Origin of the sequence: Streptomyces sp. NPDC090088 (assembly GCF_044747345.1) — a bacterium.
Classification (GTDB): Bacteria; Actinomycetota; Actinomycetes; order Streptomycetales; family Streptomycetaceae; genus Streptomyces.
Window position 1 is genome coordinate 1,204,565 of record NZ_JBIVDZ010000002.1, and the last position, 12,780, is coordinate 1,217,344.

The 12,780-nt window shown below is 72.1% G+C and carries 7 protein-coding genes; 1 reads left to right on the plus strand and 6 read right to left on the minus strand.

All coding sequences use genetic code 11. The annotated features are described in order from the left end of the window. Nucleotides 1-256 precede the first annotated feature (256 nt). Nucleotides 257-1,459 (minus strand): S8 family peptidase, encoded by a 1,203-nt coding sequence (locus tag ACIPSJ_RS14235; protein ID WP_359218656.1) that lies wholly within the window; start codon nucleotides 1,457-1,459, stop codon nucleotides 257-259. A gap of 192 nt (nucleotides 1,460-1,651) precedes the next feature. Between ACIPSJ_RS14235 and ACIPSJ_RS14240 the strand changes: the two genes are divergently transcribed. After that, nucleotides 1,652-4,276, plus strand: a complete 2,625-nt coding sequence (locus tag ACIPSJ_RS14240; protein ID WP_401345767.1) for a glycosyltransferase family 1 protein — start codon at nucleotides 1,652-1,654, stop codon at nucleotides 4,274-4,276. Nucleotides 4,277-4,315: 39 nt separating this feature from the next. On the opposite strand, the gene ACIPSJ_RS14245 is transcribed toward ACIPSJ_RS14240, so the two are convergent. The 5 genes from ACIPSJ_RS14245 to ACIPSJ_RS14265 form a co-directional block, all read right to left on the minus strand. After that, the gene (locus ACIPSJ_RS14245; protein WP_359218660.1) at nucleotides 4,316-4,828 is read right to left on the minus strand and encodes a DUF1990 domain-containing protein; all 513 of its coding nucleotides are present in this window, start codon (nucleotides 4,826-4,828) and stop codon (nucleotides 4,316-4,318) included. Between the two features lie 73 nt (nucleotides 4,829-4,901). After that, complete coding sequence (locus ACIPSJ_RS14250) at nucleotides 4,902-6,551, minus strand: M4 family metallopeptidase (protein WP_359218662.1); 1,650 nt, start codon at nucleotides 6,549-6,551, stop codon at nucleotides 4,902-4,904. A gap of 251 nt (nucleotides 6,552-6,802) precedes the next feature. Beyond that, nucleotides 6,803-8,836: a M4 family metallopeptidase gene (locus ACIPSJ_RS14255; RefSeq protein ID WP_401345770.1), complete on the minus strand. Its 2,034-nt coding sequence runs from the start codon at nucleotides 8,834-8,836 to the stop codon at nucleotides 6,803-6,805. 294 nt (nucleotides 8,837-9,130) lie between these two features. Then, complete coding sequence (locus tag ACIPSJ_RS14260; RefSeq protein ID WP_401345772.1) at nucleotides 9,131-10,873, minus strand: ABC transporter ATP-binding protein; 1,743 nt, start codon at nucleotides 10,871-10,873, stop codon at nucleotides 9,131-9,133. Next, on the minus strand, nucleotides 10,870-12,759 hold the full coding sequence (locus ACIPSJ_RS14265) for an ABC transporter transmembrane domain-containing protein (RefSeq protein ID WP_401345774.1): 1,890 nt from the start codon (nucleotides 12,757-12,759) through the stop codon (nucleotides 10,870-10,872). Before ACIPSJ_RS14265 ends, ACIPSJ_RS14260 begins: the two co-directional genes overlap by 4 nt. Between the last annotated feature and the right edge of the window lie 21 nt (nucleotides 12,760-12,780).

Below are 12,780 nucleotides of genomic sequence, written 5' to 3' on the forward strand. Positions count from 1 at the left end.
CCGCGGCAACGAGGGTGTGGGCGGATGGGTGGTGGGGAGATGGGTCCTGCGGGTGTGTCCGGAGGGTGTACCTGAAGGTTGTACCGGTGCGCGGTATCTGTGCTGTGTCTGCGGGGTGTACCGGAGGAGCCTTCCCACCCTATTCGGGTGGGCAATCCGGCACTTTGTTAACTACTCAGCCGTATGTCTACGCACAAGACCGGCCCCGTTCTCGACCGAACGGGGCCGGTGGCGTGATCCCACACCAGAAACCGCTTTACGCCTTCGGCACCCGCAGGAGCCTGTTGGGCGAACCGAGCCCCGCACCGGACACCTTCCCGCTCGCCGCCCCCGCAATCAGGGCCTTGGCGACCTGGGCCGGGGGCGCCTTGGAATGGCCGGAGAGATAGAGCGCGGCGGCGCCCGCCACGTGCGGTGCCGCCATCGACGTACCCGAGTAGGTCGCCGTCGCGGTGTCGCTCGCCTTCCCGTCCGAGGTGATGGCCACGCCCGGGGCGAACAGGTCGACGGCGGCGCCGTAGTCGGAGAAGCCGGCGCGGGCGTCGGTGCGGTCGGTGGCGCCGACGGTGAGGGCCTGCGGGACGTCGGCCGGTGAGGAGCGGGCGACCGGTACGCCCTCGTTGCCGGCCGCGACCGTGTAGGTCACCCCGGATGCGATCGAGTTCCGTACGGCGGCGTCGAGCTGGGCGCTGTGCGGGCCGCCCAGGCTGAGGTTGGCGACCGCCGGTCTGCGGGCGTGCGCGGTGACCCAGTCGATCCCGGCGATGACCCGGGCGGTGGTGCCCGCGCCCGTGTTGTCCAGGACCCGCACGGAGACGACCCGGGCCTTCTTGGCGACGCCGTACCGGGTGCCGGCGATGGTGCCGGCGACATGGGTGCCGTGGCCGTTGCCGTCGCCGGCGGAGCCGTCGTTCCCGACGAAGTCCCAGCCGTAGCTCGCGCGTCCGCCGAAGTCGGCGTGGGTGATCCGGATGCCGGTGTCGATCACGTAGACGGTGACGCCCGCGCCCCCCGACGCCGGCCAGCTGTAGGACCGGTCCAGCGGCAGACCGGCCTGGTCGACGCGGTCGAGGCCCCAGGACGGCGGGTTCCGCTGGGTGCGCTCCAGCTGTACGCGGCTGTCCTGGACGACGGAGGCGACCCGCGAGTCGGCGGCGAGCCGTCTGGCCTGTCTCGCGTTCGCCTCGACGGCGTAGCCGTTCAGCACACTGTCGTAAGTATGGCTTATTTTCGCCCCATAGCGGGCGGCCACGGCCTTCCCGGCCGCCGACGCCCCCTCGATCCCCGCTTTCAGGGTCACCAGATAACTTCCGCCGACCGAGCCGGGCCGGCCGGCCCCGACCACGGTCCCCTCCGAAACGGCGTGCGCGGGCAGGGTGGCCGACGACAGCACCGCGGCCGTGACGACCGCGGTCAAGCCCCCCGCCAGACGCAGACGCCGGGTGCGCGTCCGTGACATGGCTGTGAGTCCCCCTCCTCAGCTCAGGCAGGCAGGGTCTCGCGCGGGGCCGGACCCCACAAGAAGGCGTGACGGCAACCGGCCCGTCCGGCGCCGCAACCCCCGACGGCACCCCCGGCACCGGTACTGTCTGAGGGACTCCGAGCCGCACACCGCCGTACGGCTCTCACCGCGAACGCGTGGAGTGGAAACGTGAAGGCGATCCGTCGGTTCACCGTCCGTCCCGTTCTCCCCGACCCCCTGCGCCCCCTCAGCGACCTGGCCCGTAACCTGCGCTGGTCCTGGCACACCGAGACACGTGACCTCTTCCAGTCCGTCGACCCCGAGGGCTGGGCCGCCTGTGAGGGCGACCCGGTGCGGCTGCTCGGGAGCGTGCCCCCGGCACGGCTGGCCGAGCTGGCCGGCGACCGGCGGTTCCTGCGCCGGCTGACCGCGGTCGCCGACGACCTGGGCGACTACGTGACCGGCGACCGCTGGTACCAGACCCGGCCCGAGTCCGCCGGACTCCCGGCCGCCGTCGCCTACTTCTCACCCGAGTTCGGCATCACGGCCGCCCTGCCCCAGTACTCGGGCGGCCTCGGCATCCTGGCCGGCGACCACCTCAAGTCGGCCAGCGACCTCGGCGTCCCCCTCATCGGGGTCGGTCTCCTCTACCGGCACGGCTACTTCCGGCAGACCCTGTCCCGGGACGGCTGGCAGCAGGAGCACTATCCCGTCCTCGACCCCAACGAACTCCCCGTCGCGCTGCTGAAGGAGGCCGACGGCACCCCCGCCCAGGTCTCCCTCGCGCTGCCCGGCGGCCGGCTGCTGCGCGCCCGGATCTGGCTGGCCCAGGTCGGCAGGGTGCCGCTGCTGATGCTGGACTCCGACGTGGAGGAGAACGACCTCGGCGAACGCGGGGTCACCGACCGGCTCTACGGCGGCGGCAGCGAACACCGACTGCTCCAGGAGATGCTGCTGGGCATAGGGGGTGTGCGCGCCGTACGGACGTACTGCCGGCTCACCGGCCACCCGGAGCCCGAGGTCTTCCACACCAACGAGGGCCACGCGGGCTTCCTGGGCCTGGAGCGGATCGCCGAACTGGCCGCCACCGGGCTGGACTTCGACGCGGCCCTGGAGGCGGTCCGCGCGGGCACCGTCTTCACCACCCACACCCCCGTCCCGGCCGGCATCGACCGCTTCGACCGCGAGCTGGTCGCCCACCACTTCGGCCCCGACGCCGAACTCCCCGGGATCGCCGTGGAGCAGATCCTGCGCCTCGGCATGGAGACCTATCCCGGCGGTGAGCCCAACCTCTTCAACATGGCCGTGATGGGGCTGCGGCTCGCCCAGCGCGCCAACGGGGTCTCGCTGCTGCACGGCAGCGTCAGCCGGGAGATGTTCTCCGGACTGTGGCCGGGGTTCGACCCCGACGAGGTGCCGATCACCTCCGTGACCAACGGGGTGCACGCGCCGACCTGGGTGGCTCCCGAGGTGGTGCGGCTGGGCGCCCGGCAGCTCGGCGACCGCCGTACCGAGGAGGCGCTGACCGTCGGCGGGCCCGAGCGCTGGGACGCCGTCGGTGACGTCGCCGCCCAGGAGATCTGGGACCTGCGCCGCAGCCTGCGCGAGCAGCTGGTCCTGGAGGTGCGGGAGCGGCTGCGGGCGTCCTGGCGGCAGCGCGGCGCGGGCACGGCCGAGCTGGGCTGGATCGACCGGGCCCTCGACCCCGACGTGCTGACCATCGGGTTCGCGCGCCGCGTCCCCTCGTACAAGCGGCTCACGCTCATGCTGAGCGACCGGGACCGGCTGATGGACCTGCTGCTCCACTCCGAGCGGCCGATCCAGATCGTGGTGGCCGGAAAGGCGCACCCGGCGGACGACGGCGGCAAGCGGCTGGTCCAGGAACTGGTCCGGTTCACCGACGACCCCCGGGTCCGGCACCGGATCGTCTTCCTGCCCGACTACGGCATGGCGATGGCCCAGAAGCTGCTGCCCGGCTGCGACATCTGGCTCAACAACCCGCTGCGCCCGCTGGAGGCGTGCGGGACGAGCGGCATGAAGGCGGCCCTGAACGGCGGCCTCAACCTCTCGGTCCTGGACGGCTGGTGGGACGAGTGGTTCCAGCCGGACTTCGGGTGGGCGATCCCGACGGCGGACGGCGCCGGCACCGATCCCGACCACCGGGACGACATCGAGGCCGCCGCCCTCTACGACCTCCTCGAACAGCGCGTCACCCCCCGCTTCTACGAGCGCGGCCGGACCGGGCTGCCCGACCGCTGGATCGAGATGGTCCGGCAGACCCTGACCCTGCTGGGCCCGAAGGTGCTGGCGGGCCGCATGGTCCGCGAGTACGTCGAACGCCTCTACACCCCCGCGGCCCACGCCCACCGGTCCATGACCGGGGACGCGGCCCGTGAACTGGCCGTCTGGAAGGGCCGGGTGCGGGCCGCCTGGCACGGTGTCTCGGTGGACCACGTGGCGACCACCACCGCCACGGCCACCGCCGAACTCGGCACCACCCTCGCCCTGCGTGTCCGCGTCCGCCTCGGCGACCTCGGCCCCGACGACGTGGAGGTCCAGGCGGTCTCCGGCCGCGTCGACCCGGAGGACCGCATCACGGACGCCACGACGGTCCCGCTGAAGCCGACCGGCGGCCCGGACCTGGAGGGCCACTGGACCTACGAGGGCCCCCTCGCCCTGGACCGCACCGGCCCCTACGGCTACACGGTCCGCGTCCTGCCCTCCCACCGGCTGCTGGCGTCCGGCGCGGAACTGGGGCTGGTGACGGCTCCTTCGGAGGGCGCGGTGGAGGGGGCCGGGGTGCTGATGCGCTGACCCGGCACCGGGGCGAGGCAGCCGGCTTCGCCCCGCTGGTCAGTCCTCGGAGAACTCCGCGCACAATCGGCGCAGTACCGCCCCGCAGCGACGGGCGTACGCGTGCTGGAGGCCGCGGGTGGCCGGTCCTGCCGCCCGGGCGTACCACTTGGCGGGCCTGCTGAAGGCGGCGACGGTGAGCCAGACCGTGCCGTCGCCGGTGCGGTCGACGAGGAAGGCCTCCTCGCCGCTCTCGGGATGGCCGGCGAGGGTGCCGTAGGCCCAGCCGGCCCGGCGGGACTCCTCCGCCGTCCAGACGATCCGGCAGGGGGCCTTGATCAGGCCGGCCAGGGTGACGGTGACATCGACGCCGGGGGCCGCGCGGTCGGCGGCGGCGTCGATGCCCACGCCCAGGGCGCGGTGGAGTTCCCAGGTGAGGACGGCCTCTGCGGCCTTGTGGAAGACTTCCCGGCCCTCGCCTATGCGGGTGCGTACATGGAGGGGGTGGAAGCCCGGCGGGCAGGCGGCGAGGTTCTCGCGGGTCGCGCCGACCGCCTCGTACGTGAAGGACATGGGAGCCAAGAGTAGGGCGGGCCCCCGGGACGGTTGCGTCCCGGGGGCCCGTTCCGTACCTGGCGCTAGTGCGTCACGAGGCGACGTTGACCGCGGTCCACGCGGCCTTCACCGTCGCGTACTCGGTGCTGCTGGAGCCGTACAGCGCGGCCGCCGCCGACAGGGTGCCGGCGCGGGCGCCCGAGTAGTTGGTGGTGGACGTGAAGTACGTGGTCAGCGCCTTGTACCAGATCTGCAGCGCCTTGGCGCGGCCGATGCCGGTGATCGTGGAGCTGTTGTAGGTCGGGGAGTTGTACGACACCCCGTTGATGGTCTTCGAACCGCTGCCCTCGGACAGCAGGTAGAAGAAGTGGTTGGCGACACCGGACGAGTAGTGCACGTCCAGGTTCTTGACCGACGAGGACCAGTAGTTGGCGGAGCCGCCGTCCTTGCTGGGCTGGTCCATGTAGCGCAGCGGGGTGCCGTCGCCGTTGATGTCGATCTTCTCGCCGATGAGGTAGTCGCCGACGTCGGAGGAGTTGCCGGCGTAGAACTCGACGCCGGTGCCGAAGATGTCGGAGGTGGCCTCGTTGAGGCCGCCGGACTCACCGCTGTAGTTGAGGCCCGCGGTGTTGGCGGTGACGCCGTGGCTCATCTCGTGGCCGGCCACGTCCAGCGAGGTCAGCGGGTGGGTGTTGCTGGAGCCGTCGCCGTAGGTCATGCAGAAGCAGTCGTCGTCCCAGAAGGCGTTGACGTAGCTGCTGCCGTAGTGGACGCGGGAGTAGGCGCCGACACCGTCGTTCTTGATGCCGCTGCGGCCGAAGGTGTCCTTGTAGAAGTCCCAGGTCTCCTGCGCGCCGTAGGCGGCGTCCGCGGCCGCGGTCACGTCCGTGGTGGAGCTGGAGGCGGCACCGGTGCCCCAGGTGTTCGTGGTGTTGGTGAACAGGGTGCCGGTGCCGGAGCTGGTGGTGTGCTTCAGGTTGTACGTCTTGTGGCCGCCGCGGGAGGCGTCGGTCAGCGAGTACGTCGAGCCCGACAGCGTGGTGGTGAGGCTGACCGTGCCGGAGTACAGCGTCTTGCCGGTGCCGGTCGCGTTCTCGATGCCCTGGTACTCGAAGAGCTTCTTGCCGGTGGCCGCGTCGGTGATGACGTGCAGCTTGTTGGGGGTGCCGTCGTCCTGGAAGCCGCCGACGACCGTCTCGTAGGCGAGGACGGGGGTGCCGGAGCCGGCCCAGATCACCTTGCGGGCGCCGTCGGCGGCCGACTTGGTGGAGCCGAGGGTCTTGGCGGCGGACAGCGCCGTCTTCTCGGCCTTGGCGGCGGTGACCTGCGGCTTGAGCGAGGCGACCTTGATGGTGGCCTTGGTCGCCTTGGTGACGCCCTCGGTCTTGCCGGCCTTCGAGGTGTGCACGACGACATCGCCGCCGAGGACCGGAAGGCCCGCGTAGGTGCGCTCGTAGCGCGTGTGGACCGTGCCGTCGACGTCCTTGACGACGTCCTTGACGATCAGCTTCTCCTTGGCGCCGAGGCCTATCTGCTGCGCGGTCTCGGTGACGTCGGCCTGCGCCTCGTGGATCAGGGCGGCGCGGGCGGAGTTGGAGAGCAGGGTCGGGGCGCCGGCCAGGGGCTGCTTGGTGGCGGCCGAGGCGTTGGCGGTCAGACCCGTGGTGAGCAGGGCGCCGGCGGCGACAGCGGTGGCGATGGCGAGCGTGGTGCGCTTGTGACGCGCGTAGAGGGGGCTCACTCAAGCTCCTTCATGATGTGGGGAGTCCGGGCGGAGTGGGGTTACCGGCCCGGCTTTGGTGATGTGAAGTTGCTGTGCTGTGCGACGGGTGAGGGAAGAGTGACATCAAGGTCGCGTACATGTCAGGACCCTGAAGTGATGTTGGCCGAAAAGCAGGTGTTGGGTGAACGTTGCGGCCATGTAAAACGGGCGCCGCCCGAGGGCCTGAAGCCCCCGGACGGCGCCCGCGTCGCACCCTCGTGTCCTGCGGTTTACGGGAAGGTCAGCTTCCAGCTGTTGATCGTGCCGACATCCTGAGCGGCCTGGTCCTGGACCTTCAGCTTCCAGGTCCCATTGGCCGATTCCGAGGAGGCGTTGACCGTGTAGGTGTCGGTCACGTTGTCCGCCGAGTCGGACGAGCTGAAGTTCTTCAGGCGGTACGACGTACCGGACGGGCCGACAAGATCGACCACCAGGTCACCGCGCCACGTGTGGCTGATATTCGGCGTTACCTGCAAGTTGCTCGGCGCGTTGCCGGTCCGGCCGGAGACCGTGATCGACGAGGTGACCGCAGGCCCGTTGTCCGGAATCGACACGGCCGTGGTGCTCTCGTACGAGGTGCCCGTACCGCCACCGCCGCCGGAGCGCGAGCCGACCGCCACGGCCGCCCAGGCGTCCTGCACCGCCTTGTACTCGGTGCTGGTGGTGCCGTACAGCTCACCCGCCGCCGCGAGGGTGCCGGTGCGGGCGGCCGCGTAGTTGGTGGTCGAGGTGAACTTGGTGGTGAGCGCCCGGTACCAGATCTGGAGGGCCTTGTCCCGGCCGATGCCGGTGACCGGAAGGCCGTCCTTCGTGGGCGAGTTGTAGCTGACGCCGTTGATGACCTTGGCGCCGCTGCCCTCGCTCAGCAGGTAGAAGAAGTGGTTCGCGACGCCGGACGAGTAGTGCACGTCGAGGCCGCCGACCGAGGAGGACCAGTAGTCGGCGCTGCCGCCGTCCTTGCTGGGCTTGTCCATGTAGCGCAGCGGCGTCCCGTCGCCGTTGATGTCGATCTTCTCGCCGATGAGGTAGTCACCGACGTCGGAGGAGTTGGCCGCGTAGAACTCCACGCCGGTGCCGAAGATGTCCGAGGTCGCCTCGTTCAACCCGCCGGACTCGCCGCTGTAGTTGAGACCGGCGGTGTTCGAGGTGACGCCGTGGCTCATCTCGTGGCCGGCCACGTCGAGGGCGGTCAGCGGGTCCGCGTTGCCGGAACCGTCGCCGTACGTCATGCAGAAGCAGCCGTCGTCCCAGAACGCGTTCACGTACGAGTTGCCGTAGTGGACGCGGGAGTAGGCGCCGACGCCGTTGTTCTTGATGCCGCTGCGGCCGAAGGTGTTCTTGTAGAAGTCCCAGGTCTCGGCGGCCCCGTAGTGCGCGTCGGCGCCCGCGGTGGCGGCGTTCGACGTGGTGCCGTTGCCCCAGGTGTTGCTCGACTGGGAGAACAGCGTGCCGGTGCCCGAGGTGCCGTGGTTCAGGTTGTACGTCTTGTGGCCGCCGCGGTCGCCGTCGGTCAGGTTGTACGTCGAGCCCGACTGGGTCGTGGTCAGCGACACCGTCCCGCTGTACTGGGTGTTGCCGGTGCCCGTGACGTTCTCGATGCCCTGGTACTCGAAGAGCTTCTTGCCGGTGGCCGCGTCCGTGATGACGTGCAGCTGGTTGGGCGTGCCGTCGTCCTGGAAGCCGCCGACGACCGTCTCGTAGGCGAGGACGGGCTTGCCGGAGCCGGCCCAGATCACCTTGCGGGCGCCGTCGGCGGCCGACTTGGTGGAGCCCAGCGTCTTCGCGACGGCGAGGGCGGTCTTCTCGGCGCTCGCCGCGCTCTTGGCCGGGGTGAGGCCGGCGACCTTGATCGTGTTGTTGTTCGCCTTGACGACGCGCTCGGTGGCGCCCGACTTGGCGGTGTCGACGATCAGGTCGCCGCCGAGCACCGGCAGCCCGGCGTAGGTGCGCTCGTAGCGCGTATGCAGGGTGCCGTCGGCGTCCCTGACGACGTCCTTGACGACCAGCTTCTCCTGCGCGCCGAGGCCTATCGCCTCGGCGGTGGCGGCCCGCTCGGAGGTCGCGTCGCGGAGCAGCTCGGCGCGCTGCGAGGGCGAGAGCTGCAGGGCCGCGTGGGCCGGGTTGACCTGGCCGGCCCGCGGGGCCGCGGGGGCGGCGCTGGCGGCGCCCGACTGGACGGCCGCGGCGATCAGGGCGGTGACGCCCGCGAGGGCCACTACTGCGGTGCGGTGGGGGGTGCGTCTGCGAGAGGAACTGCTGCTCAACACTGACTCCTTCTGCGTGGCCGCGGGTCACACGGCCAGGGGAGATCCGGGCCGCGGGTGGGCGGTCCGGGCAGAACAGGGCGGAACCACGTGCGCGTGCAGTGCCGACCCGGCAGCAGCGAGAGGGTGATTCTGTGGGGTTGCTGTGAGTCGGCCGTGGGAAGAGTGGCACCAGAAAACGCCATCTGTCAGGACCGCGTCAGAAACTTGGCCGGAAATGGTTCGTTGACCGGATGTTCATGTTCGGTATGCGGAGAGTTCGGGCAGTCCGGACGTGCATGCGGGGGACCGGGGTCAGGGCGCCCGGTCGCCGTGCCAGGTCGCCCACAGCGCCGCGTACGCCCCGCCCGCCGCCACCAGCTCCTCGTGGGTGCCGAGTTCGGAGAGCAGGCCGTCCTCCATCACGGCCACCCGGTCGGCGTCGTGGGCGGTGTGCAGCCGGTGCGCGATGGCGATGACCGTACGGCCCTCCAGCACGGCGGCCAGCGCGCGCTCGGCGTGCCGGGCGGTGGCCGGGTCCAGCAGCGCGGTCGCCTCGTCCAGGATCAGCGTGTGCGGGTCCGCCAGCACCACCCGGGCCAGGGCGAGTTGCTGGGCCTGGGAACCGTCGGTGGCGCGACCGCCGGTGCCCACCAGGGTGTCGAGACCCTCGGGCAGTGCACGGACCCAGCCGTCGGCGCCGACGGCCGTGAGCGCCGTCCACAGGGCGTCGTCGCCCGCGGTGGGTTCGGCGATCAGCAGGTTGTCCCGGACCGTGCCGAGGAAGACGTGGTGCTCCTGGGTGACGAGGACGACCTGGCGGCGCAGCCGCTCCGGCTCCAGCCCCGCGATCGGCACCCCGCCCACGGTCACCGTCCCCGCCCCGGGCGCGTCGACACCCGCCAGCAGCCGGCTCAGCGTGGTCTTCCCGGCGCCGGACGGCCCCACCACCGCGAGCCGCTCCCCGGGCCGCACGGTGAGGTCCACCCCGCGCAGCACCTCGCCGCCGCGCTCGTAGGCGTACCGGACCTCGCGGACGTCGATCCGGTCGTCCGCCGGCGCCGGTGCCGCCCGGTCCGCCGCCGCCCGGGGCGCCTGCGCCAGCCCCTCCACCCGGGCGAACGAGGCGCTGCTGGACTGGAGTTGCTCCACCCGCACCAGGATCTGGTCCAGCGGCTCGGTGAACTGCCGCAGATACAGCGCCGCCGACACCACCACGCCGACGCCCGTGTGCAGCAGGCCGCCGACCAGCAGCACCCCGGCCACCGGCACGGTGTAGGACACCTCGACCGCCGGGAAGAACACGGTCCGCAGGTACAGCGTGTAGAAGCGGGCCTTCCGGTTGGTCTCCAGCGCGTCCCGGCTCGCCGCGATCCGCCGCTCCTGGAGCCGGAACGCCTCCACCGTGCGGGCGCCCGCCACCGTCGCCGTGACGATCTCCGCGACCCCGGAGGTGGCCGCGCCCTCGGCGAGATAGCCGTCCCGGGCCCGGCGCAGATACCAGCGCAGCGCGAACCAGATCGGGGTCAGCCCGACCACCCCGAACAGGCCGAGCATCGGGTCCAGCACGAACACCGCGCCCATCACGAACAGCGCCTGCACCGAGGAGACCAGCAGCTCGGGCCCGATGTCCCGCAGCGTGACGCCGACGGCGTTCACGTCGGAGGTGCCGCGCGCGGTCAGGTCGCCGGTGCCGGCCCGCTCCACGACCGACGCGGGCAGCGCGAGCGCCCGGTCCACGAACTCCTCGCGCACCCGGGCCAGCGTGCGCTCGCCGAAGCGGTGGCCGAGGTAGCGGGCGGAGCGGGCGAGCAGCAGCTGGGCGAGCGAGCAGAGCAGGATCCACAGGGCGAGGCGGTCCACGGCGCCGACGCCGTGGCCGGCCCGGACCGCGTCCACGATCCGGCCCAACAGCCAGGGGCCGGCGAGACCGGTGGCGGCCGCCGCCGCGTTCAGCAGCAGGGCGACGGTGAAGGCGACGCGGTCGGCCTTCACCAGGCGGACGGCCGCGCGGCGTACGGCGGCCCGTCCCGCGACGGGGAGCTGGTTCGTCGTCACCTGGCGATCTCCTCCTCCGCGTCCCGGGTGACGAGGGCGCGGTAGCCGGGGGTGTCCGCCAGCAGTTCCTCGTGTGTGCCGGTCGCCGCGACCTTGCCGTCGACCAGGTAGATCACCTCGTCGGCACGGGCCAGCATCAGGGGAGAGGTGGTGGTGAGGAGGGTGGTGCGGCCCGCGCGGGCGCTGCGGAGGCGCTCCGCTACCAGGGCCTCGGTGTGGGCGTCCAGGGCGGAGGTGGGTTCCACGGCGAGCAGGATCTCCGGGTCGGTGAGCAGGGCGCGGGCCAGGCGGACGCGTTGGCGTTGGCCGCCGGAGAGGTTGCGGGCCTGGGCGTCGATCGGGGAGTCGAGGCCGTGGGGGAGGCCTTGGACGATGTCGTTCGCCGCGGCTGCGTGGAGGGCCTGGGTGAGGTGCGCGTCAGGGGGTGGGGCCGGGGGCGCGTCGGCGGGTGCGCCGCCGTTGTGGCTGGTCGCGCAGTTCCCCGCGCCCCTTTGGGGCGCGTTGTGGCCGGCGTTCTGAGGTGCTTCGGCGGGTTGATGGGGGCTGGTCGCGCCCGCGCGGCGGCAGCCGCAGATTTGATGCAGCCCCGCGCCCCTTTGGGGCGCGTTTGCGCCTCCGGTGAGTACATGGCTCAGGGGGCCTTCGAAGAGGTCGGCGTCGTTGTCGGCGACCAGGATGCGGGTGCGGACTTCGGGTAGCGGTACGGCGTCCAGGCGTACGCCGCCCCAGGTCGCGTCCGACGGCGCGTACCTGCCCAGGCGGTCCACCACCGCCGTCGTCTCCGTGGGGCCGGCGCCGACGAGGGCGTGGAGGCGGCCGGGGCGGACGCGGACGCCGGACTCGGGGTCGTGGAGGACGGCTGGTTCGGCCGGCGGGTGTGCGGTGCCGGTGTCGGGTTCCGGGGGTGTGCGCAGGAGGCGGACGACTCGGCGGGCGGCGACCACGCCCCGGCTGAGTTCGTAGCCCATGTCGACGAAGAAGGCGACGGGGCCGACGAGGACCGCGACATAGCCGTAGACGGACACCAGCTGGCCGACCGTGATGTCGCCCTGGGCGGCCGAGCGGGCCGCGAGCCAGGTCACGACCGCCAGGTACACCGTGGGCAGGCCCACGCCCAGCGCCTGGACCCAGCTGGCGATCGCACCCACCCGGTAGCCCTGGGCGCGCAGGTGCTGGGAGTCGCGCCGGAAGGCGTCCGCGAACAGGCCCTTGCCGCCGAGGCCGTTGAGGACACGCAGGCCGCCGGCGAGGTCGCCGATACGGGCGGTGAGGACGCTCTGGCGTTCCCGGTACTGGGTCTCCCTGCCCTGTAGCCGCCGGGCCGGCGGGCCCGCCAGCAGGGCCAGCACCGGCATCCCGAGCAGCACCACGCCCGTCAGCAGCGGGGAGATCGGCAGCAGCAGGCCGGCCACCACCCCGTACACCACGACCGCGCCGACCCCGGGACCGACGACGGTCAGTGCCTGGGCGATGGTGTGCACATCGCCGACGCCGATGGTGACGACCTCGCCGACCCCGCCCCGCCGGGGCAGCTCCGCACCGAGCCGGACCGCGTGCCCGACGACCACCTTGATCGTGCGGAAGTAGGCGTCCATGCGGACCCGGGTCATCGTGCGGTGGCGCATGATGCTGATCCACGAGTTGACCGCGCCGAGGACGAAGATCGCCGCGGTCCAGCCGGCCAGTACCGCCATGTCGCCCGGCACCAGACCGTCGTCGACGGCCCGGGCCATCATGTACGGCGTCCCGGCCATCAGGGTCAGCCAGGTACTGCCCAGCAGCGCCCCGGCGAGCGAGCGGCCCGGCTGGCAGCGCACCAGCCACCACAGGTAGTGCCAGCCGCCGCGCGCGTCGGGTGTGCCCGGATCCTCGTACGCGTCGATCACCCTGAGTGCCCCCGTTCTCCC